Source organism: Megalodesulfovibrio paquesii (genome assembly GCF_054653055.1).
The window spans coordinates 607,231-629,393 of record NZ_BAAIGQ010000005.1 but is presented as its reverse complement, the minus strand read 5'-3'; the positions used below and the strand labels follow the sequence as shown (position 1 = coordinate 629,393).

The window sequence follows — 22,163 nt, the reverse complement described above, 5'->3', positions numbered from 1 at the left end:
TCACGGATGGCGGAGTCTTATGGCGCAGGGAGCGGGCGGTACATCCAGGTAAGCACCGCGGCCATCGCGGCCAGGAGCAGTACCCACAGCGCCAAGGCCCGGCGCGCAGTCCGGGCTGCCTGCTGTTGCTCCCACCAAGCCCCGGGACGCACGCCCTGATACAGGCACACGGCCACGCCGGCGGCGTTGATGCCGATGATGTTGGCGCCCGTCAGCGCCAGGGCTCCCAAGGCCGCCCGCCACTCCCCTTCCCCAACCAGCAGCCCGGCGGCAGCAAGGGGGGGCATCAAGGCCACGGCCACCATCACCCCCACCACTGCCGTGGCCTGCCCCATGGTAAAGCACAGGGTCCCGGCCGCGCCAGCCGCCAGGGCCAGGGCCAGATCCCCCAGGCTCGGGCTGGTGCGCAGGGCCACGCTGGGCAGGCCGGGATCCACCTGCAGAAACATCCCCAGCCCGGTGGTGGCAAGCAGGGCCAGGGCGATGCTGGCTGCCGTGGTCCGGGCGGCATGGCGCATGAGCGGGGCATCGCCCAGGGAGGCGGCAAAGGCCAGGGCCAGCTGCGGACCGAGCATGGGCGCGATGACCATGGCGCCCACCAGCACCACCTCGCTGTTGCGCACCAGTCCCATGGCCGCCACCAGGGCCGAAAGCACCACCAGCAGCAGATGGTTGCGGGACAGGCGGGCCTGATCGTACAGGGAGGAATAGAGTTCCTCGCGGTGCAGGCGTCGGGCGGCTTTTTCCTTGCTGTCCTTGCCGTTCGCCGCCGCGTTGCTGGGAGGCCCGTCAGCATTCGCCGCTTCTGCTGCCGGGTCGGCGGCGGTGTCGCCCTCCGGTTCCGGTTTGATGAGCCGGGGGATGACGGCTTCCAGGGGCAGCACCAGGATGCGAGAGGCCTCGTCCAGATAATGCCGCTGCTCAATCAGATCCGTCACCTGTTCCAGGCTTTCCATGTCCAGCACCACGCGCACCTGGGCCAGTTCCCCATCAAGAAAAGAAAGCCAGTGCGGCGGGGTGGGCTCTTCCTGGTCCAGCGTCTCCATGATGTGCCGGGCCACATCCACATGCACGACGATTTCCAGCAAACGCAGGGCCATGGTGTCACTCCCGCCAGAGGACGATCACCGGTGCGCCGCCACGCTGGAACTGGTAGGCCCGGATGGCCGGATCCGCCTGCGGCCCGAGATCGAGCCGTTGCACGGGGCCGTCACGGCCGAGCATGGCCCGGATGAGGCGCTTGTAGGCGAAGTAGCCCAGCTTGGGGATGTTCTCGCCAGGATCACCCTCGCCGCGGCCGTCGTAGACCAGACCGGTGTTGTCGAAGAGTTGCCCGCGGTCGTGATAGCCTTCTTTGAGGCCATAGGCCCAGAAGATGCGCTCGATGCCCAGGGAGAATCCGTGCACGTGCCGCTTGATCAGTTCGCGGGCCTGATCACGCTCGGACTGATAGGGCAGCTGTCGTGGTGCGGGGGCGAAGGCGTGCTGCCCCCCCCGCATAGGGCCTCCGGGCATTGAGCCGGGCATTGAGCCGGATCCCGGGCCAGGCAGCATCCCGGCGGGCTGGCCAGGATTTTGGCCACCTCCCTGACCCAAAGCCTGGCCACCCCCCTTGCCCGGTGCAGGGCCCTGGCCCGGGCCGGGCAGGCTGGGGGAGCCTGTCCAGGTGCCGGTTTCAGTCATCCAGATGACTGCGTCGCGGTGGCCGGTGGCATCCAGCCGGGCGCGCAGACGGCCATAGAGGCCGTCCAGCCGCTGCCAGTTGCCGACGCCGCCGTAGACATGCAGGTCGAAGATCTGCGCATCCGCCGGCCCGAGTTGTCCGGCCACGGCGGCCAGCTGACGGTCGAGGGCCTCTTCTCCGCCCAGGCCGGTAAAGCCGGCCAGCAGCAGCCGGGCCGAGGGTTGCTGCCGGCGAATGGCCTGGGCCGTGAAGGCGTGCAGGCGGGCAAAGCCCGGCAGATCCGCCGCGCCAGGGCCGAGGTCTGGTTCGTTCTCGAATTGCCAGTACTGCACCCGCCTGCCATACCGCTGCAGCAACGCGTTCAGAAAGGCGGCATAGGCCTCGCGGCTGGGCGCCACCTCCCAGCGGTCCGGCGCGGTCCGGCGTTCGGGAAGCATGATATTGACCACCGCTTCCATGGAGGACGGCAGGGCGGCGAGTTTGGCGTCCAGGGGCGCGAACTGGAAGCGGCCTGCGGCCAGATCCTGCGGGGGCTGCAGGGCCACCCACCAGGCCGTGGCCCCGCGGTGCCAGCCGAGGCCCAGATCCTGCGCCAGGGAGAAATCCGGCCCATCCTTGGGGCTGGCCGGGCTGGCCCCGAAGGGATTGCGCGCGGCCGGGAGGCGCGGCGTTTCCTCGCTGGGCACGGCTTCCAGGCACACCGGATCCGCCCCCACCACCACGGCCACCTGTCCGCCCGTCACGGGCACGGGGTGCGGCTGGAAGAACCGGGCTGCATCCACCTGTTCGCCGGTGGTCTCCTCGGGCACCAACAGAGAAAGGGAAGCCGAGGGAGCGGCCCAAGACAGGTGAACCGCCCCCTGTGTTGGGAATGCTGGCGTGGTGGCGGCCGTTGCCGCGCGTTGCACGCCCCCCACCGCCCGCACGGGCACCTGCCCGGACGGTGCAGGCTGCGCACTCTGCCCCTGCCCGGCCCTGGCCGAACGTGGCCCGTCGGCGCAGGCCTGGGTCAGCAGCAGGGTCGCCGCCGCCAGCAACACGGACAAGGCCCTCAGCCGGATGCAGTTTCTCGCGCGCATGGATGCCTGCCCTCCTGTATGCCGGGTAAGGTCAATGAATCCACCACCTTGACCAGTCCGGCCGTCAATGCGAAAAAGAGGAAGCTAAAGCGGGAAACCATGGACGTCAGATCATGGTCAATGAGCGCATGCACGCCCAGCTCGCCAATGCAGACCACCAGCAACGACCACACATACGGCGCCGCGTCCGGCGGCAGGGGCGTGCGCACCAGCCGTCTGATGTGACTGATCAACCAAATCCAGATCAGCACCTGCAGGGCCACGCCAAGCAGGCCCAGATCGAAAAAGAACGCGAGCCACAGGGAATGCACTTCCGGCTCTTTGGTCAGATGCACGAAGCTGCCCGGACCGAGCCCGCCCAGAAACGTCTCCGGTTCCTGCTGCATCACCTGCAGGGCATCCTTCCACATGCGAAACCGCGCTGCCATGCCGCTGATGTTCTCCATCTCCTCATTGGCGTTTTCCGGTTTCTCGCTAAAGATCAACTCACCGGAATACCCGAAACCAATGAGCAGGCGATCCAGGTAGCCCGGTTCCGCAATCACCACGCAGCACATGACAAAGACCAGAAAGGTCAGGGCGTGTCTGATGAAGCGCTGCCGCAGTCCGGGATGCAAGAAGATGACGGCGAATGCGCCGGCGAACATGCCCATCAGCGCCCCGCGGCTTTGGGTGAGCACGATGGCGTAGAGGAAAAAGCCCGCCCCCAGCATGAGAACCAGACGGGCCAGACGGTGATGGGCCGTGACCCACAGCGCAGCAGCGGCGCAACCGGCGGTGAACAGATAGGCTGCGGCATGGTTGCTGGCCACAAAGCCGCCATTGCGACCGGCAAACACCGTGAACCCCAGGCCCCAGTACCGGTTGAACCAGAACTTGTAGTCCGAATCCCACCACTGGGAGGCCACCACCCCGCCGCCGCAGACCAGCCCGCCCACAAACAGGGCCCAGCAGAGCAGGCGCAAATCCGCCACGGTGCGCAGTTGTACGACAAGACACCAGAAAAGCAGCACATTGGCAACCATGGCTCCAACATTGAACAGGCCGAACTCCGGCGCCCGGGACCAGAACCAGGCCAGTCCCTGCAGGCCCAGGGTCAGCAGCAGCAGCGGCATCAGCCCGGAACCGGGACGCAGGGAACGCCGTTGGGCCACGGCCTCCAGAAAGGTACCCAGCATAACCACGGGCGCCAGGACATGCGGCAGAAAAATCGAGGCAATGTTGCCATCGGGATAGAAAAAGATGCTCGGCGTGGCCACGTAATAACCAGCCACCAGACAGCACCAGCCAATCTTGGGCCGGACCAGCGATGCGCCGACCAGCCCCAGCCCGCCGGCCACGGAGGCGAACACCCACCAGGGCAGGGAGAGGAACAGGCCGCAGGCGGCCGTGAGGGCAGCCAGGCCAAGCAGTGCCAGCGCGGCCTGCAGGCCGCGGCCGGGCTGCGCACGCTCCTGCGGCGGGCCCAGGGCCAGGGGCGAGTGTTCCCATGCTCCCGGCGGCATGGGGCTACCCCACCGTCCCCACAGGGGTCGTCAGGCGGACAGCTTCCACGATTGCGTCCAGGTGATTGACCTTGTCCAGCACCTTGTACAGCAAGGTCGCCTCCTTGACCGTGACCGTGAAGATCATTTCCGTGGTGCCGTCCACGCTGGAATGGAAGTTGCCGGACTCGATGTTCACTCCTTCCTGGGAAAGCACGCTGCTGACCTTGGCCAGCACGCCGGGCTTGTTGCGGGCCAGAATGCGGATACGGGACGGGAACGCGGCCTCCACCTCGCCCGGCCAGGACACGGCGATGAGCCGGTCCGTTTCCAGGCCCTGCACATTGGGGCAGTCCGCGCGGTGCACAGTCAGCCCCTTGCCGCGGGAGATGTAGCCGATTATGGCATCTCCCGGCAGGGGGTTGCAGCACAAGGCAAAGCGCTGCAGCACGTCGTCCACGCCATCGATGATGATGGCCTCGCCCGGCCGGGTCTGGCGCAGCTCTTCCGCTGTGGCTTCCGCAGACTTGGACTGCCCCTTTTCCGGGCGTTTTTCCCCAGGGGCGGCCTTGGGGGTGGGTTTGTCCTCCTCCTTCTGGGGCAGGAAGCGTTTGATGATTTTTCCCGGGGTGATGCGGGCATATCCTACGGCGGAGAGCAGGTCGTCCACGCTCTTGAAGGTCATTTCCGCGGCCAGGGGTTCCAGGGCTTTGTCCTTGAGCAGCTTGCCGAAGTTCACCCCCAGTTTGCGGCCTTCCTTCTCCAGCATTTCCTTGGCCAGGGCGATGGAGCGGACGCGTTCCTCGGTGCGGATGTAGTAGTTGATGCGGGTGCGGGCCTTGGCGGTTTTGACGAATTTGAGCCAGTCCCGATTGGGGCGACGCTGCGAGTCGGTGAAGATCTCCACCACATCGCCGTTCTTGAGCTCCGTGGTCAGCGGAACAAGGCGGCCGTTGACCTTGGCGCCGGTGCAGCGGTCACCCACCTGGGTGTGGATTTGATAGGCAAAATCCACGGGGGTGGCGCCTTCTGGCAGTTCCTTGACGTCCCCTTTGGGGGTGAAGACGTAGACCTCGTCCTTGAAGAGATCGATGCGCAGGGAGCGGAGAAACTCGCGGGAGTCGCTCTCCTCCTTCTGCCAGTCGAGCATCTCCCGCAGCCAGGAGAACTGGCTGAGATCCTTGGCCTTGAGCTTGCCGGAATCCTTGTACAACCAGTGGGCGGCCACGCCGTGTTCGGCGTAGCGGTGCATTTCTTCGGTGCGGATCTGGATTTCAATGCGCTCATACAGCGGCCCGATCACCGTGGTGTGCAGGCTCTGATACATGTTCGCCTTGGGCAGGGAGATGTAATCCTTGAACTTGCCGGGAATGGGCCGCCACTCGGCATGCACCAGGCCGAGCATGGCGTAGCAATCCTTGATGGTATTGACGATGACCCGGAACGCGATGAGATCGTACACCTGATCCAGGGTCAGGTGCTGCTGCTCCATCTTGCGGTAAATGGAATACAGATGCTTGGTGCGGCCGTGGACCCGTCCGCGGATGCCGTTTTCGGCCAGCATGGCCTCCAGTTTGGAGGTCACGTTGATCATGTAATCTTTGCCGAGGGTCTGGTGGCTCTTGACGCCGTCGGCAACTTGGGTGAAGACGTCCGGCTTCAGGTAGCGGAAGGCAAGGTCTTCGAGCTCCACCTTGATCCTATGCAACCCCAGACGGTTGGCCAGGGGGGCATAGATGTCCATGGTTTCCTGGGCAATGCGCTGGCGCTTTTCCGGGGGCATGTGCTCCAGGGTGCGCATGTTGTGCAGCCTGTCCGCCAGCTTGACGATGAGCACGCGCATGTCTTCGGCCATGGCCATGATCATCTTGCGCAGGCTTTCGGCCTGGGCCTGTTCCTTGGAGTCGAAGGCAAGCTTGGCGAGTTTGGTCACGCCGTCCACGATATCCGCCACTTCCTCGCCAAAGAGCGAATCGATTTCCTCGATGGTGGCCAGGGTGTCTTCCACGGTATCGTGCAGCAGCCCGGCGGCGATGGTGGCCTCATCGAGCTTCATTTCGGCAAGGATATTTGCAACTTCCAGTGGGTGTAGCAGGTAGGGTTCGCCAGAGGCGCGCACTTGTCCCTGGTGGGCGGCGGCAGAGTAGACATACGCCTTCTGGATGAGCGCCCTGCCCTCATCCGGCATATAGCCGGCTGTTTTTTCGAGAATTTCTGTTATGCGGATCATGGAATTGTTCGGGTCAGGAAGCGCGCCCGGGGCGGTGGAAGAAGAGTGGAGGTGGTTGCCAATTTTCGTAAATAGGGTAAAACCCCTTGTACTGCGCAACACGCCCGCAGTACAACAACAGCGGGAGCAATTAAAGTATGGAGGAAGGCGGGCAAAAAGCCAAGCCTCCCTTGTCACGTTGATGCAAATCGCGTAGGGTCCCAGTGGTCAGACTGCCGCCCTCACGCGCGCGTCAACAGAATTTTTCCATAGATTTTCAATCCCCCCAACAGATCAAGGAGCCCTCTGCGGCATGGATGCTGGCAACGAAGCCCTTCTGCGAAGCACTTTGCAGGAATTCATCAAGGATTCCATCCCGGAGTACATCCTGGAAGGCTCCCAGTTCATCGTCGCCAGCGGCGGCGTGCAGAAAATCAGCCTCAAAAAAGGTGATCCTTTCTGGGAAGTGGAGGGCAACGTCCAAGGGGATGATTTCCAAATCTATTCTCCGGAAGTCACCATCAACCTGAAGGACCGGCGCGTCAACTACTTCTGCAACTGTCCGGACTCCTTTTCCGGGGTGTGCCGCCATGTGGGCGCCACGGCGCTTAAGTTCCTGCACTCCCTGGAAAGCGCCGGCGACGAAGATGACGCCCCGCCCCCGCTGCCAAAAACCGAATGGCGCCAGGCCTTCCGCAGCTTCTTTGCCACGGAGCCGGAAGCCGAACCCGGCCGCCATTATCTCATTTACCGCTTCTTCCCCGAACCGGGCCGCCTGCAGATTGCCTTCTTCCGCGCCCGCCAGAACAAATCCGGCCTCTCCACCGTGCACCAGGAAGTGACCCTGGAGCAGATCATCCGCAACCCGGAATGGAGCGAGGGCGCCCCGCAGCTGCCCCGCGTGGCCCAGCTCATTGGCCAGTACATCGACTACTACGGCCACCGCGTGGAGGTGCCAGACGGGCTCATCACCTGGCTCCTGCGTTCCATCCGCCGCGAATATTACCTCTTTTGGCGGGATACGGACCAGCCCTGCCGCATTGAGACCAAACCCATGCGGCTGATGCTCAAGCCCCAGCTGGAAGAACAGGGCCTGACCCTGGACGTCTTCCTGGGCCGAGATGGCAAGCCCCCCTTCTCCATCCTGGGCAAGGAAGCCCACTTCTACGGCCAGCTGCCCATCTGGGTCTGCTGGAACCGCGGCTTCTACCCCGTGCAGACCGGCCTGGAATCCCAGCTGGTCCAGGAATTGGTCCTCTCTCCGCCCGTGGTGCCGCAGGGAGACATCTCCGAGTTCCTCGACCGCGTCTGGACCCGCCTGCCCGTGCAGGAACTGTACGACCAGGAAGCCTTCCTGGCCCACATGGAGCCCCTCTTTGTCCCGGCCAATTACAATCCCAAGCTCTACCTGGACGAAGAAGGCAGCCTGCTCACCCTGCACATCGAGAACATTTACGAAACCCAGTACGGCGAGCATTCCCTGCCCGGCCCCAACCCGGACCTGATGACCGGCTCCGTCACCTACGAGGGCAAGTCCTTCCTCCTGCGGCGCGATCAGGACCAGGAAGCCCATCTGGCCCAGACCCTGCAAGACATGCAGTTCCAGCCCCGTTCCCCCAGCATGTGGTTCCTGGAGCCCGAGGAAGCCATCTCCTTCCTTCTGGATGCCTACCCCACCCTGGTCCAGCAGTACCGCATTTACGGCGAAAAGAACCTCACCCGCTACAAGGTCCGTCTGGCCCAGCCCCAGGTGGTGGCCGAGGTCAAGTCCGACGAAGAGGAAAAGTGGTTCACCCTGGACCTGGAAATCCAGTACGACGACCAGCGCGTGCCCATCGACAAAATCTGGGCCGCCTGGAGCCAGGGCAAACGCTACGTGCAGCTCAAGGACGGCTCCTACACCTCCCTGCCCGAGGCCTGGCTCAAAAAGCTGGAGCACAAGCTGCGCGCCCTGGGCTTTGATCCGGACAAGCCGCCCAAGCGCCAGTTCAAGCAGTTCGAAGCCCCGGTGCTGGACAAGATCCTGGAAGATATTCCCGACGCCGTGACCGACCCCTTCTGGAGCTCCCTCAAGGAAAAGATCCACAGCTTCCAGGAGGTTATGCCCGTCAATCCGCCCAAGAAGCTCAATGCCAGCCTCCGGCCCTATCAGGTCCAGGGCCTCTCGTACCTGAACTTCCTGCGCGAATACGGCTTTGGCGGTATCCTGGCCGACGAGATGGGCCTGGGCAAAACCATCCAGACCCTTTCTTTCATCGCCCACGTGGTGGAAACAGGGCAGACCGGCCCCAACCTCATCGTGGTGCCCACCTCGGTGCTGCCCAACTGGGAGCGCGAGGCCGAGAAGTTCGTCCCCCACCTGAAGCGCCTGACCATCTATGGCGCGCGGCGCGAGGGCATGTTCAAGCTCATCCGCGAGTCCGATCTGGTCCTGACCACATACGCCCTGCTGCGCCGCGATCTGGAAGAGCTGCAGAAGGAAGAGTTCAACTCGGTCATCCTGGACGAGGCCCAGAACATCAAGAATCCGAACACCATCACCGCCCGCTCCGTGCGCCGTCTGGCTTCCAAGCAGCGCATCTGCCTCTCGGGCACGCCCATCGAAAACAACCTCTTCGAGCTGTGGAGCCTCTTCGAGTTCCTCATGCCCGGCTTTTTGGGTTCGCAGCACAGCTTCCAGCGCGGCATCGTCAAACCCATCAAGGATGGCGACCCCGAAACGCTGGACTACCTGCGCTCGCGCGTCAAACCCTTCATCCTGCGCCGCACCAAAAAGGAAGTGGCCCAGGACCTGCCGCCCAAGGTGGAGAACGTCTACTACTGCGCCCTCATGGACGAACAGCTGGAGCTGTACGCCGCCCTGGCCAAAAAGCTCAAGGAACAGGTGCTGCAGGACGTGGACGAAAAGGGTCTGGCCAAGAGCCAGATGTCCATCCTGGACGCCCTGCTCAAGCTGCGCCAGATCTGCTGCCACCCGCGGCTGCTCAAGCTGGACATGCCCGGCGTGTCCACCAACCTGCCCTCGGGCAAGTTCGACGCCTTCAAGGACATGATCACGGACATCATCGAGGAAGGCCACAAGGTGCTGGTCTTCTCCCAGTTCGTGCAGATGCTGCACATCATCCGCAGCTGGCTGAACATCCAGAAGATGCCTTTCGCCTACCTCGATGGCGCCTCCAAGGACCGCTTCGATCAGGTGGATCGCTTCAACAACTCGCCGGAAATCCCCATCTTCCTCATCTCCCTGAAGGCCGGCGGCACGGGCCTGAACCTGACCAGCGCGGACTACGTCATCCACTACGACCCCTGGTGGAACCCGGCCGTGGAAAACCAGGCCACGGACCGCACCCACCGCATCGGCCAGACCCGCCAGGTCTTTGCCTACAAGCTCATCTGCCAGAACACGGTGGAAGAGAAGATCCTCAAGCTGCAGGAAAGCAAACGCGACGTGGCCGAATCCGTCATCCCCGGCCAGGATGCCTGGAAAAGCCTGACCCGCGACGATCTGGAGATGCTGTTCGAGGTGTAGACCAGCTGCACGCAACCATCAGCCCCGCCGCGCAAGCAACACCGCACGGCGGGGCTGTTTGTTTTCTGTTAGTCTCTTCCCATGAACGACCGCGTGGACTCCTCCAGCAGCGAGGAGGACCAGGCCAGACTGCCTATCACCAACGCAGCCAGCAGCAGCGCGGCCACAGCCATGAGCACGGGCAGGAAGATGTCCTGGGTGGCCTGTTGGATGGCTTTTCTGCTCACGGCGATGCCAATCATGCCCGAAATCTTGCCGTCGCCATCCCTGATGGGCATGTAGGCGGCATTGTACTCCTGGCCCATGATCATGTTGCGGCCCACGAACTTGTCCCCGCGGGTGAGCACCACTTCGGCAATCTTGGGATTGTTCAGCATTTCGCCCGCAGCACGCTGGCCATTGTTCATCAGCGTGGTGGAGACCCGTGTTTCCCCTTCAAAGATGGAGCACTCCACTCCCAGCATGGTCTTGAGCCTGTCCACCAACGCGTCGCCCATGGACAAATGCCGCCCTACCACCAGCGCGCCGACGATCTTGCCGTCCAGCCTGATGGGTGCAGCAGCGCGCACGGAGAACTTGACCACCGTGGCAGTCTCCACCCCCGTGGTCACCTTGCCGGCCAGGGCCCCACGCACGTTGGCCTGGTCGATAATGTTGTCGTCCCATCTATCGGAATGGCCTCGCGCCAGCACCCATCCCGTGGTGTCGGTGACGGAGGCCGAATTCAATCCGCCTTCGGTCCAAATCTGCTTGGCCAGGGCCTGCGCTTTTTCATGGTCGCGAGCCACCACGGCCGCCCCAAGGTCCTGCATGGTCGCCCCAAGGTAAGCTGCCGCAGCCACGGTGCGTTCCTGGTCGGCCAAATATTCGGTGGTTGCGTAGGCCTTGGAGCTTATTTCCTCCTCAGCGTGTTTATTGAAATAGTCCGTAAAAATGAAATAGCAGGCCCCGGTGATGCCCAGCCCGACAAACAGGGCAGTGCCCACAAGGAAGGACAACAACTTCATACGACTCACTGATGCCATGACGTATCCTCAAATACCTTTATGAAAAGTTGCGGCATGCGTAAAAAAAGCAGCCTCAGCCGCCCCTCGCCTGCGCTCCCCTCACCTGTCCGCCATCAGAAGATGGCCTGTGGTTTTCGCCTACCATTACCGATTTTTCACGTCAATATTTCGAGTCTTCTGGTGCGGACATTCCCTCATCAGGTGTTGACTTTACCAACCGGTTGACTTAACCACATGGTTAAACCAAACGGATGGTAAACCATGACTGACTCAGACTCTCCCACCAGCTCCCCGCGAGAGGCCATTCTCGACGCCGCCGCCACCGTGTTCGTCCAGGAGGGTCTGGCCGGGGCGCGGGTGGACGCCATTGCCAAGGCCGCCGGCGTGAACAAGGCCACCCTGTACTATCATGTGGGCGACAAGACGGCCCTGTACGAGGCCGTGGTGGAACGCCTGTTTCAACAGGCCGTCACGACCATGGAGGCCGCCGCCATAAGCCCCGACCCGCGCCAACGCCTCACGAGCATCGCCCACGCCATGGCCCGGCACTTCCAGGCCAATCCCGGTCTGCCGCGGATCATGGCCTGGGAGCTGGCCTCGGGCGCAGCCAGCCTGCCCCAGACGGCCCTGCTGTCCTGGGGGCGCATTTTCTTTGTCATTTCCAACGCCATGCGCTCCCTGGGCATCGAGCCCGTGCCGGCTTACTTTGCCATGGCCGGGGGGACCATGCTGTACTTCCTCACCGAGCCCCTGCGGCAGCGGGTGGCCAGCACCGTGCCCGGCGTGCCGGCGGAGCTGGGCAAGACCAGCCCCGAGGCCATGGCCGATTTTCTGCTGTCCAGACTCCTGCCCCCCACCGCATAGGGAGAGTGTCATGCGCCACCCCTTCCTCATCCCCCTTCGTCCCCTCCGCGTGCTCTGCCTGCTGGCCACCGGGCTCCTTGCCGGTTGCCAGGAACCCGAACCCGGCCTCTACCAGGGCTACATGGAAGGCGAATTCGTCTATGTGGCCTCGCAGTACGCCGGACGGCTGAAGACTTTGCCCCTCACCCGTGGCGCTATCGTCGCGCCCGGCGACCTGCTCTTCGTCCTGGAAGATGATCTGGAGGCCCAGGCCGTGGCCCGGGCCGAGGCCAATGTGCAACGCGCCCACAACACCGTGTCGGACTTGGAAAAAGGATTGCGGCAAGAGGAACTGGACCAGCTGCGGGCCCGCCATCGTCAGGCCAGGGCCCAGTTGGAGCTGGCCCGGGCCGAAAGCACCCGGCGCGAGGCCCTGCGCAAGAGCGGTGTCATCGCCCAGGAGGAGTTGGATCAGGCCCGCACCAGCCTTCGCAACGCCGAGGCCGCCGTGGCCGACCTGGAAGCCCAGCTGGCCACGGGGCATCTTGGCTCCCGTGAGGACCAGCGCGCCGCCGCCCTGGCCGAGGCCCGCATGGCCACTGCCGAACTGGAACAGGCCCGCTGGCAGCTGGAGCAGAAGCGGCAGGTGTCCCTGGTCAACGGCACCGTGTTCGATCTCATCCACTACCCCGGCGAATGGGTGGCCGCGGGCAGTCCGGTGCTCTCCATCCTGCCGCCGGAGCACATCAAATGCCGCTTTTTCGTCCCCGAGACGGAACTGGCCGGCCTCCACGTCAACGATCCTGTGGCCGTCCTGGTGGATGGAATGCCGAACCCTGTGCCCGGCTGGGTCAGCTACATTTCCCCCCAGGCCGAGTACACGCCGCCGGTGATCTATTCCCAGCAGTTCCGTGCCAAGCTGGTGTTCATGATCGAAGCGCGCTTCCCGGCCTCCGCGGCCAGGAATCTGCACCCGGGCCAGCCGGTGGATGTGCGTGTGCGCCTGAACACACAAGGGAGTTGAGCATGACTTCCGCTGCTGACATCATCATCGACGTCCAGGGCGTGACCAAGCGCTTCGGGCACAAGACCGTGGTCAATTCCTTGTCCCTGCAGGTGAAACGGGGTGAGATCTTCGGCTTCCTCGGTCCCAACGGCTCAGGCAAGACCACCTTCATCCGCATGCTCTGCGGCCTGTTGACCCCCGACGCCGGCGAGGGCACCTGCCTGGGGCTGAACGTGCGCACCGAAAGCGAGGCCATCAAGCGCCAGGTGGGCTACATGGCCCAGAAGTTCAGCCTCTACACGGACCTGACCGTGCGCGAGAACCTGGAGTTCATGGCCCGCATCTATGATGTGGCCAACCGGCGCAAGGCCGTGGCCGAGGCCATCGCCTTCATGCAGCTCGGGCCGTACATCGACCAACTGGCCGGAACCCTTTCCGGCGGCTGGAAACAACGCCTGGCCCTGGCCGCCAGCTGCATCCACCGGCCGGTCCTGCTCCTGCTGGACGAACCCACCGCCGGCGTGGATCCCAAGGCCCGTCGCGATTTCTGGGACGCCGTGCACGTCCTGGCCTCCGAGGGCGTCACCTCCCTCATCACCACCCACTACATGGACGAAGCCGAGCGCTGCCACCGCCTGGCCTATCTGGCCTATGGCAATCTCCTGGCCCAGGGCACCGTGCAGGAGGTTGTGGCCTCCTCCAAACTGCACACCTGGGAAGTCAGCGGGCCGGATCTGTACGGTCTGGCCGCCAGTCTGCGCAAGCTGCCCGGCGTGGAGCAGGTGGCGCCCTTCGGCTCCACCTTGCACGTCTCGGGCGTGAATGCGAATCAGCTCCGCCAATCCCTGGAGCCCTTCTTCCACGGCCCGCACCGCTTTGCCGAGGTGGACACCTCGCTTGAGGAAGTCTTCATCAGCCTGATGACCGCTTCGCAGCAGGGCCAGGCAGCCTCGCCGCAGCAGGAGGCCGCATGAACTCTTCCCGCCGCTTTTCTCTGGGACGGTTCTGGGCCATGGTGGTCAAGGAATTCGTCCAGATGCGCCGCGACAAGCTGACCTTCGGCATGATGGTCGGCATCCCGCTCATGCAGCTGATCATCTTCGGCTATGCCATCAACAACGACCCCCGCCACCTGCCCCTGGCCGTGCTCAGCTTCGACAACTCGCCCTTCTCCCGGGCCATCGTGGCCGGGCTGCAGCACAGCGAGTATTTCGACATCACCCATCACCTGAACGATGCGGCCAGCGGGGACCAGCTCCTGCAGCTGGGTGAGGTGCAGTTCGTGCTGACCATCCCGGCCGGCTTTGCGCGCGACCTGCTGCGCGGCGAGCAGCCTTCCCTGCTCCTGCAGGCCGATGCCGCAGACCCGGCCGCCACCTCCTTTGCCATGGGTGCGCTGGATACCATCGTCCGCCAAAGCCTGAACCGCGACCTCGCCGGCCCCCTGGTCTCCCTGCAGGCCTCCTCCGCGCCGGCCCAGACCATCGTCCACCGGCTGTACAACCCGGAAATCCAGACCCGTTACAACATCGTCCCCGGCCTGATGGGCGTGGTGCTGACCATGACCATGGTGGTCATCACCTCCCTGGCCATCACCCGCGAGCACGAGCGCGGGACCATGGAAAACCTGCTCTGCACCCCCGTGCGCCCCCTGGAAGTGCTCCTGGGCAAGATCGTCCCGTACATTGTGGTGGGCTACATCCAGATGGGCCTGATCCTCGTCGCCGCGGCCTTTCTCTTTGAAGTCCCCATCCACGGCAGCATCCCGCTGCTGCTGGCCGTCTCGTTCCTGTTCATCGCCGCCAACCTGGCCGTGGGCGTGACCTTCTCCACCATCGCCAGCAACCAGCTGCAGGCCGTGCAGATGGCCTTCTTCTTCTTCCTGCCGTCCATCCTGCTCTCTGGCTTCATGTTCCCCTTCCGGGGCATGCCGGGCTGGGCGCAAACCATCGGCAGCGTGCTGCCGAACACCCACTTCCTGCGCATCGTCCGCGGCATCATCCTCAAGGGAGCCACCCTGGCGGAAATAGCCCCCGAACTCGCCCCCCTGGCCGGCTTTTTGGTGGTGGTGCTGCTGATCGCGCTGAAGCGGTACCGGAAGACGTTGGATTAGGAGAACAAAAAGATAGGAGATGATTGGGGGAACTGAGTTCCCCCAAGCCCCCTCCGGCGGGGGTACAGGAATCAGGACAAAGACTCCGGCGGCCAGGACATCTGATTCCACGCGGCGAGTGTCTCGCACACCTTGGTCATGTGCTTCTTCCAGTCGAAAAGCGATTCGAGTTCCGCTGTGGAGGTCAGGCGGCTTGCAACATCCAAGGCCAGGGAGACCTTGTCCAGGGTGTGTGCACGGCAATACGCCGGCTCACCCTCGGACTTTCGTTTTCCCTTGGGCAACGCAAGGTGCGTGACTGCATAACTGGCCTTGCGTGATTTTCCCTGAGGCAAGAAGAATGGCTCGTATTGCCCGATGGGTGGCAACTCTTCCTTCTTCCATATCGTCTTCAACACACTTACGGGGATGTAGCTCTCGATCTCTTTTGCCTGAGTCGCCCAGAAATGTGTCGATCCAAGTTGCTTGAGTTCCTGCTCCATGCGTTGCACATGTGTTTTAAGTTGCGCTCCCTTCCCGGTCTTGCTCGTCCTGTCTCCATCGCAAATGACCATCATATTGGGGTTGACAGGCATGAAATTCGTCTTGTCCTGATCCTGACATTCTGGTTCCGCGCACTGCGTTCTCGTCAACAACGCACCGCCATAAAAGGCGCACTGGTAGTCCCGTCCTTCGCGGAACACTCCCCCTGCGTACAATTCAATCCACTTGTTTACATAGATGCGGTCCGACGGGCCTTCCACCCAAATGATGCCATTGGCCAGCATCAGATCGGAGGCTTTGCACCCAAGCTCCTGCACCACTTCCAGCTTCCCGAAATGATCCGTCACCGTCTTGGTGGTCGCCCGCGTGCCATCATGCTGCACCAGCACAAACTGGGCATGCGGCGCGCCGGCAAAGGCATCCAAAAGGACAGGAGAATGCGTGGTAAAAAAAATTGGGACGTCGTGTTTCAAGGCGAATTCTTCGATATGCTTCAGCAATCGGCGAAGGAGCGAGGGGTGGAGGTTGTTTTCGAGTTCTTCGAAGCAATAAACCTGTTTCTCTGGCTTATGAATGCCTAGCAGTTCATCCAAATGAAGAGCCAACACGGTATGCAAAACGGTCTTCAGACCGCTTCCTGATCGTGACAAAGGAATTCGAATGCCATTGCTATTATCTACAAATATTTCCCACCTCCCTTCAATCCCAGAGTCATCCTCCAATTGATGGACATCAATATCTATTATCACAAAGTTGTCTTTGACTATCCCATTAATCAACTGCAATAAGCGTTCTTTAAAGCGCCTTATTCCTTCATAATGCTTGCGCATTATGTTCTGCATGACGTTTGTCAATCCAGAACCGTCAGGCCTAAAAGCCTTGCTCCATCTACGTTTCTCCAGATAGCTGTGCGATTCTGGGATAATATTGCGTTCCGCACCTACCATAATAATAGGTCCAAGCTCAAATTCTTCCACTTTGAATTTCAATCGGCCACCAAACAAATCGCGCAACTTGCTATATTTTTGATCTTCATCTGCGACATTTACAGATGTACTAATGGGGAAAACGTCAAACATCCCGTTCCAGTATGTCCATTCAAGATCAACCACCTTAAGGCTCTTCAGGAATGACTCAATGCTACTTGCATTAATGGTGCTATTGCTCTTCAAAATTGCTAAAAGACCATCTCCCGAAGTACTGTATGAATACCTCCAAGCTACTTGGTTCTCCTTTAATGCCGCACGTCCCTTCAGCACATCCAACAGCCGCGACTTCCCGCTGTTGTTTTTCCCGATGACGACGTTGATGTGTTTCAACTCGTCGAAGCCAGCATATTTGTCGGTAAAGCAGAGGTAGTTCTTGAATTTGATACCAGGTCTGTTCATGGGGCAATAATATCCTGAGCCTGACATTTCTTCAACAGGCCGCATGCAATCCCCCATACGCCACAGGGCCGGCCTGTCTCGTCTGCGAGACAGGCCGGCCCCATAGTCCCCCAACCGGAGGGGGCGCGGGGGAACTCAGTTCCCCCGCATCTTCTCTGTTCTTTTCCCCTCTCTTCTCCCCTACTTCTCTCCCAGCACTGTCGCCAGCTTCTGCGCCAATGCGCGGCCGTCAGCGTCGTCGGGCATGAGGGGGAGGTGGCCCAGGAGGCCCAGGCCTTCGGAGGCTTCGTGGAACTCGTCCTCGCTGCGGGGGTCCAGGACGGCGGCGTTGACCATGGCATTGATGCGCAGCAGCTTGCCGGCAAAGGCCAGAGGGTCGCCATCGGGCAGGATGTGATCAAAGATAACCAGCTGCGGCGGGGAGTTGGAGACGAAGGCCAGGGCGGCCTCGCCGGTTTCCACGTGCCGCAGGGCCTTGCCGCTGGAGCCCAGGCCCTGGAGGAAGGGCGCGATATCCGGCAGGCGGGGGGTGACCATCAGGATGGTGGGGGTGATTTGTTTTGGCATCTTGGGTGTAAGCACCTGGCCTTGCCAGGAGGAGATGGCCTCGCCCAGGGTGTTGAGTGCCAGGCGGGCACAGTGGTGATGATCGTCGGGCAGGCCGCCCAGGCTCTCGGCCAGCTGGTCCGGCTCAATCCACAGGGCTTCCTCGGCGCTCTTGCCCACCACCATATCGCCAAGGGCCGTGGCACAGGCCGTGGTGTAGGCGCAGCCGCGGACCAGGGCGCGCATTTCCTGGATCACGCTGCCGGCCATGCGCAGTTGCACGAGCATGGAGTCTCCGCAGGAGCCGGTCATTTCGGCAATGCCATCGGGATCGGGCAGCATGCCCAGATGGCGCTGGGAGACGAGCTTTTCCAAAAACTGGCCCGGCAGGGAGGCCAGCTCTTCCTCGGTCATATGGCGATGTGACATGGGGGTTCGATCCTTTGTCGCCGCCCGGTTACGGGGTCTGGAATCTGTCGTCGGAGCGCGCGGCCCCGGCGCCATCGTGGCGTTCGGCGAGCCAGCCGAGGCGCACCGAATCAGGCGTGGGAACATCGAAAGACGGGACAAAGGGTTTTACATCCAGCAGGGGGGAGCCGTCCAGCATGTCCACGTCTTCCAGGAGCAGGCGTACGCCTTCGACCCCGCGCAGCCGGACCACGGACAGGCCGATGGGGTTGGGCCGGCAGGGGGCACGGGTGGCGAAGACGCCGTGGGCCCGGGCGTCCAGAAAGGGGGTCACCTGCAGCTTGCGCGGCCCAACCTCGTGGAAGACATACAACAAAATCACGTGACTGAACCCCTCCAGGTGCAGGAGCCCGGCAGCAAGATGCGGGGCGAGGAGGGCCTCGCCAGGCACGCCGCGGGCGCCTGCAGGCTGGATGGGCATGGATTCAGGCCGGGTGTGCGGCGTTTTCAGCACGCCGATGGCCGAGAAGGCGAATTCGGTCACGAACAACCGCCACCGCAGGTGAATTCCGGCTGGAACTGCTTGAGCGCGCCGTCGAGCAGGGCCTGCACGGCGTAGCCCACGCTGGGGGCGCCGCCGCCGTGGTACACGGCAATGCCCACCTGCTGGAAGCCCATCAGCGGACGCATGCCCATGCCGCCGGCGATGAGGGCCTGCACGTTGTTGGAAGCCAGATGATTGACCGGCGCCATGCAGCCACCCTGCACATGGGGTACGTTTTCCAGGGTTTCCACGGCCGTGACCTGCCCGTTATCGGCAGTGACGATGGTGTAGATATCGCAATGGCCAAAGTGTTCGCCCACGGCGGCTTCAAGGCCACCGGGCAAGTTGGAGGGAACGGCGATGCGGATCGCACTCATTTCAGACGCTCCTGAAGGCCGCCTGCGCGGGGGTTCCCGCCGGCGGGCAAGATGGTTTCCAACATGGTTTCCACATGATTCCAGGCCTCTGCCAGGGGCGGCGTGATGGCCGCGGGCGGGCACTCCGTCACTGCCCTGCCCTGGCGCATGGCCCGGACCACGAGGTCGTCAAAGGGAAGATAGGCCAGAACCCGATGCCCCTGCCCCCGGCACCAGACGGCCATTTCCATGGCTGCCTGAGGGTTGAGATCATACTTATTGATGATCACCCCCGCGGGGATTCGGAAATGGGCGCACAGGGCGGCCACACGCTCCAGGTCGTGCCGGCCCGAGGGCGTGGGTTCGCTGACAATGACGGCCATGGACGCGCCGGTGAGGGAGCTGATCACCGGGCAGCCGATACCGGGCGAACCATCGCTGATGATCAGGCTGCAGCAGTGGGCCGCGGCCACTTCCCGGGCCTGCTTGCGCAAGAGCGCCACCAGCCGGCCAGAGTTTTCCTGCCCGGGGAAGAGCCGGGCGTGCACCATGGGGCCGAACCGCGTGGAGCTCAGATGCCGCACGCCACAATGCCGCGGGGTGGTGCTCACGGCCCGAGCCGGGCACACCGCCTGGCAGACCATGCAGCCTTCGCAGCGGAAGGGATCAATGACAAACTGGCCATCGCGCTCCGCAATGGCTTCATAGGCGCAGGAGTCACGACAAATCCCGCAGCCGGTGCAGGCTTGGGGGTCGATGTGCGGCTCCTCGCCGGAGATGAAATCCTCTGTTTCCAGGATGGACGGCTGGAGCAGCAGGTGCAGGTCCGGCGCGTCCACATCCAGATCGCACAGAATGGACTTGCGGGCCAGATGGGCAAAGGCCGCGGTGACGGAGGTCTTGCCCGTGCCACCCTTGCCGCTCAGGACAACCACTTCGCGCAGGATGTTAGTCATGGCGGCCTCCCGCGGATGCGGCGGCAAGGCGGGTGCGGATGGCGTCCCGCAGGTTACGGAACAATTCCGCATAGGTTTCCGAGAGTTCACTCACCCGGCCGCCCCGGGAGTAATGTTCGGCAATGGCGCGCTCGAAGGGAATCGCCGCCAGCACGGGAATGGATTGTGCCTCGCAGATGGTCCGCACAGGATCCTCGCCCGGCCCGCCGACGCCAGCCCGGTTGATGACCACACCAATGGGCCGGCCCAGGGGAAGAAAGGCTTCCAGGGCCAGGGCAAAGTCGTGCGCGCCAAAGGGAGTGGGCTCGGCCACCAGCAGCACGGCGTCCGCGTCCAGCACGGCCTGCATGGCCGGACAGCTCACACCCGGGGGGCCATCCAGGATGGCATCCCCCGTGCCCGGCCCCATGGCGCGCAGCAACGCACCCAGGCGCCGCTTGGCCGCACGCATGAGGGGCGGGCTCATGGCCTCGCCCACGCGCAGCCGGCCCATGAGGAACGGCTGCGCCACACCGGATGCGTCCTGCACCCGCCCCTCCTCCAACACGCCCAGTTCCCGCGTCCCTTCGGACAGGGCCTTTTCCGGGCACACCACAAAGCAGCCGCCGCAGCCGTGACACATCTCGGAGAACGCCGTCACCGTGCTGCCCAACATGGCCAGGGCCTTGAAGCGACACAGTTCGGCGCAGGCTCCGCAGCCGGTACAGCGGCTGGTCTCCACCACCGGTACCCGCATGGAGACGGTGGTGCTTGTGGCAAGCTCCGGCTGCAGAAAGAGGTGCAGATTGGGCGCTTCCACATCCAGATCCACAGCCACGCAGGGCCGGTCCCATACCGAGAAGAGTGAGGCGGCAACGGTGGTTTTGCCCGCGCCGCCCTTGCCGCTGGCGATGGCGAGAATCATACTCCCGCCCTGGCTACTTGTTGGGTCCGGAGGCCATGGGAACCTGACCATCCAGATATCGCTGCACGGCCTGGCGGATGGTCACTCCTTCCAAATCCTGGCCAATCTTGATGCCCGCCGCCTGCAGGGCCTGAAAGGCCTTGGGGCCGACATAGCCGGTGAGGAGGACTCCCGCACCAGATTTGGCCAGCAGTTGCGCGGCATTGATGCCAGCGCCGTGGGAAAGGGTCTGGGATGCGCCATTATCCACATACTCCGCGGCCCAGGTGGCGGAATCCACTACCACAAAACCGGCGGCACGACCAAAACGGGGATCCACGAGGCCGTCCAGGCCGGGACCATCCGCTGTTACTGCAATGCGTTGCATGGATTGCTCCTTTGCGCTCGTGGCGCTGTCCAAACGGGTTGCACTGTCTGTCGGGGCGGCTGGATTCGCGGCTTCCATCATTGCCGAGGCCAGTTGGTATTCCCCGCCCTCGATGCGCAGGGCGTGGCCTTCCACCAGCACCGTGGCCAGCACCTTGCGGGCCTGGGCCAGGATGCGGCCAAAGGTGTGCCGGGAAACACCCATGCGGGCGGCGGCGTCCTCCATGGTCAGGCCTTCGTAATCGGCCAGCCGCAAAGCCTCGAAGCAATCCACTGGAAGGTAGATCTCCAGGAGTTCGGTCAGCGGGCGCCCTTGCGGCTTGAAGCAGACAGTACAGGGTGCGGCCGCCACCAGGCGGCATTGTCTCGGTCTGGGCACGGTGTTATCTCCGTTTTGCTCAAACGAGCAGGTATGCCTCGCGGCCGCCCCTGTCAATCCCCAACCTGCAAGTTGGGGAATATTCCTCAGATAAAACCTCTAGCCTCTGTTTGCCCGACGCAGGCAGGAGCCGTCTCTGCGACGGCGCTGCATGGGCAGGCCGGCGCCCTGCTGCTGGGCCTGCCATTCTTCAGGCAACTGGTCTTGCTGCAGGCCGGGCTGGCCTTCCAATACCCGGACACCGCCGGGACCTACGCCGCGGCCCTGGCCCATACCTTGTCCCTGGCCTTGGCCCATGCCCATTCCCTGGCCCATTCCACGCCCCTGGCCTCTGCCACACCTTCCGCCATTTCCTCTACCGTTCATGGTCATCCTCCATTTGATGCAACCGCCCGCGCTGTCTTTTGCAGCAGGGCCGTCTGGTGCAGGGCATGGGCGTTTCATCGTCCGTGGCCTGCGTTTCAATCTCGCCGGGTTCACCGGGTCCACTGATCATGTGTTCCTGCTCCGCACTTTCGATGCGGATGGCCCATCCAGCGCTCAGCGCCCTGGCCACCAGACACCTGGCCTGGGCCAGAATTCGCCCCAGGGTGGCCCGGGAGACGCCCATTTGCGCCGCCGCGGCCTCCTGATCCAGGCCCAGCGCATCCACCAGACGCAGCGCCTCCAGGCCGTCCAGGGGCAGAACCACCCCGCGAAGCAGGCCAGCCGGGCATTGCCGGGTGCCCCCTTCGGGCTTGAACACGGTGGCGGCCGGCTGCTGGCCGATACGCCGACATTTTCTTGGTCTGGGCATGTCACTGTTCCTTTATGAGCGTATGCTCAAAATAGGCATAATTTGGATACACGTCAAGGGGTAAATCTAAAAGCGGAGGCACA

At 63.1% G+C, this 22,163-nt stretch carries 19 protein-coding genes; 5 read left to right on the top strand and 14 right to left on the bottom strand.

From position 1 onward, the window contains the following. Nucleotides 1–17: 17 nt before the first annotated feature. From ACYQ00_RS09405 to ACYQ00_RS09390, 4 genes are read right to left on the bottom strand one after another with little or no spacing between them, the layout of a single operon-like run. A complete protein-coding gene (locus ACYQ00_RS09405; RefSeq protein ID WP_460031878.1) occupies nucleotides 18–1,100 on the bottom strand; it encodes a TIGR00341 family protein in 1,083 nt (360 codons plus the stop codon). Between the two features lie 4 nt (nucleotides 1,101–1,104). Beyond that, on the bottom strand, nucleotides 1,105–2,763 hold the full coding sequence (locus ACYQ00_RS09400) for a hypothetical protein (protein WP_460031877.1): 1,659 nt from the start codon (nucleotides 2,761–2,763) through the stop codon (nucleotides 1,105–1,107). Beyond that, nucleotides 2,736–4,268, bottom strand: coding sequence for an O-antigen ligase family protein (locus ACYQ00_RS09395; RefSeq protein ID WP_460031876.1), 1,533 nt, complete (start codon nucleotides 4,266–4,268; stop codon nucleotides 2,736–2,738). The genes ACYQ00_RS09400 and ACYQ00_RS09395 overlap by 28 nt, the downstream gene beginning before the upstream one ends. A gap of 4 nt (nucleotides 4,269–4,272) precedes the next feature. Next, nucleotides 4,273–6,477 carry a RelA/SpoT family protein gene (locus tag ACYQ00_RS09390; RefSeq protein WP_460031875.1) on the bottom strand — a complete coding sequence of 735 codons (2,205 nt, stop codon included), beginning with the start codon at nucleotides 6,475–6,477 and terminating at the stop codon, nucleotides 4,273–4,275. A gap of 292 nt (nucleotides 6,478–6,769) precedes the next feature. Between ACYQ00_RS09390 and ACYQ00_RS09385 the strand changes: the two genes are divergently transcribed. After that, the gene (locus ACYQ00_RS09385; RefSeq protein WP_460031874.1) at nucleotides 6,770–9,985 is read left to right on the top strand and encodes a DEAD/DEAH box helicase; all 3,216 of its coding nucleotides are present in this window, start codon (nucleotides 6,770–6,772) and stop codon (nucleotides 9,983–9,985) included. 68 nt (nucleotides 9,986–10,053) lie between these two features. On the opposite strand, the gene ACYQ00_RS09380 is transcribed toward ACYQ00_RS09385, so the two are convergent. Beyond that, nucleotides 10,054–11,010 carry a cache domain-containing protein gene (locus tag ACYQ00_RS09380; protein ID WP_460031873.1) on the bottom strand — a complete coding sequence of 319 codons (957 nt, stop codon included), beginning with the start codon at nucleotides 11,008–11,010 and terminating at the stop codon, nucleotides 10,054–10,056. Between the two features lie 243 nt (nucleotides 11,011–11,253). Between ACYQ00_RS09380 and ACYQ00_RS09375 the strand changes: the two genes are divergently transcribed. The 4 genes from ACYQ00_RS09375 to ACYQ00_RS09360 are packed head-to-tail and all read left to right on the top strand — an operon-like array spanning nucleotide 11,254 to nucleotide 14,954. Further along, complete coding sequence (locus ACYQ00_RS09375; protein ID WP_460031872.1) at nucleotides 11,254–11,856, top strand: TetR/AcrR family transcriptional regulator; 603 nt, start codon at nucleotides 11,254–11,256, stop codon at nucleotides 11,854–11,856. A gap of 10 nt (nucleotides 11,857–11,866) precedes the next feature. After that, entirely contained in the window at nucleotides 11,867–12,859 is a 993-nt protein-coding gene (locus ACYQ00_RS09370) for an HlyD family secretion protein (protein WP_460031871.1), read from the top strand. Nucleotides 12,860–12,861: 2 nt separating this feature from the next. Then, nucleotides 12,862–13,815: an ABC transporter ATP-binding protein gene (locus tag ACYQ00_RS09365; protein ID WP_460031870.1), complete on the top strand. Its 954-nt coding sequence runs from the start codon at nucleotides 12,862–12,864 to the stop codon at nucleotides 13,813–13,815. Then, nucleotides 13,812–14,954 carry an ABC transporter permease gene (locus tag ACYQ00_RS09360; RefSeq protein WP_460031869.1) on the top strand — a complete coding sequence of 381 codons (1,143 nt, stop codon included), beginning with the start codon at nucleotides 13,812–13,814 and terminating at the stop codon, nucleotides 14,952–14,954. Before ACYQ00_RS09365 ends, ACYQ00_RS09360 begins: the two co-directional genes overlap by 4 nt. 71 nt (nucleotides 14,955–15,025) lie before the next feature. On the opposite strand, the gene ACYQ00_RS09355 is transcribed toward ACYQ00_RS09360, so the two are convergent. The 9 genes from ACYQ00_RS09355 to ACYQ00_RS09315 form a co-directional block, all read right to left on the bottom strand. Next, a complete protein-coding gene (locus ACYQ00_RS09355) occupies nucleotides 15,026–16,870 on the bottom strand; it encodes an ATP-dependent nuclease (protein ID WP_460031868.1) in 1,845 nt (614 codons plus the stop codon). A gap of 135 nt (nucleotides 16,871–17,005) precedes the next feature. Continuing rightward, nucleotides 17,006–17,800: an iron-sulfur cluster assembly scaffold protein gene (locus ACYQ00_RS09350; protein WP_460031867.1), complete on the bottom strand. Its 795-nt coding sequence runs from the start codon at nucleotides 17,798–17,800 to the stop codon at nucleotides 17,006–17,008. A gap of 28 nt (nucleotides 17,801–17,828) precedes the next feature. Beyond that, nucleotides 17,829–18,323, bottom strand: coding sequence for a tRNA (N6-threonylcarbamoyladenosine(37)-N6)-methyltransferase TrmO (gene tsaA / locus ACYQ00_RS09345; protein WP_460031866.1), 495 nt, complete (start codon nucleotides 18,321–18,323; stop codon nucleotides 17,829–17,831). Beyond that, nucleotides 18,320–18,700 carry a NifB/NifX family molybdenum-iron cluster-binding protein gene (locus ACYQ00_RS09340; RefSeq protein ID WP_460031865.1) on the bottom strand — a complete coding sequence of 127 codons (381 nt, stop codon included), beginning with the start codon at nucleotides 18,698–18,700 and terminating at the stop codon, nucleotides 18,320–18,322. Before ACYQ00_RS09340 ends, tsaA begins: the two co-directional genes overlap by 4 nt. Further along, nucleotides 18,697–19,623 (bottom strand): ATP-binding protein, encoded by a 927-nt coding sequence (locus tag ACYQ00_RS09335; protein ID WP_460032503.1) that lies wholly within the window; start codon nucleotides 19,621–19,623, stop codon nucleotides 18,697–18,699. Before ACYQ00_RS09335 ends, ACYQ00_RS09340 begins: the two co-directional genes overlap by 4 nt. 4 nt (nucleotides 19,624–19,627) lie before the next feature. Then, nucleotides 19,628–20,539 (bottom strand): nucleotide-binding protein, encoded by a 912-nt coding sequence (locus tag ACYQ00_RS09330; protein WP_460031864.1) that lies wholly within the window; start codon nucleotides 20,537–20,539, stop codon nucleotides 19,628–19,630. 13 nt (nucleotides 20,540–20,552) lie between these two features. Next, nucleotides 20,553–21,284: a DUF134 domain-containing protein gene (locus ACYQ00_RS09325; protein ID WP_460031863.1), complete on the bottom strand. Its 732-nt coding sequence runs from the start codon at nucleotides 21,282–21,284 to the stop codon at nucleotides 20,553–20,555. Between the two features lie 99 nt (nucleotides 21,285–21,383). Beyond that, nucleotides 21,384–21,581 (bottom strand): hypothetical protein, encoded by a 198-nt coding sequence (locus tag ACYQ00_RS09320; RefSeq protein ID WP_460031862.1) that lies wholly within the window; start codon nucleotides 21,579–21,581, stop codon nucleotides 21,384–21,386. A gap of 58 nt (nucleotides 21,582–21,639) precedes the next feature. Further along, nucleotides 21,640–22,080 carry a DUF134 domain-containing protein gene (locus ACYQ00_RS09315; protein WP_460031861.1) on the bottom strand — a complete coding sequence of 147 codons (441 nt, stop codon included), beginning with the start codon at nucleotides 22,078–22,080 and terminating at the stop codon, nucleotides 21,640–21,642. Nucleotides 22,081–22,163: the final 83 nt, after the last annotated feature.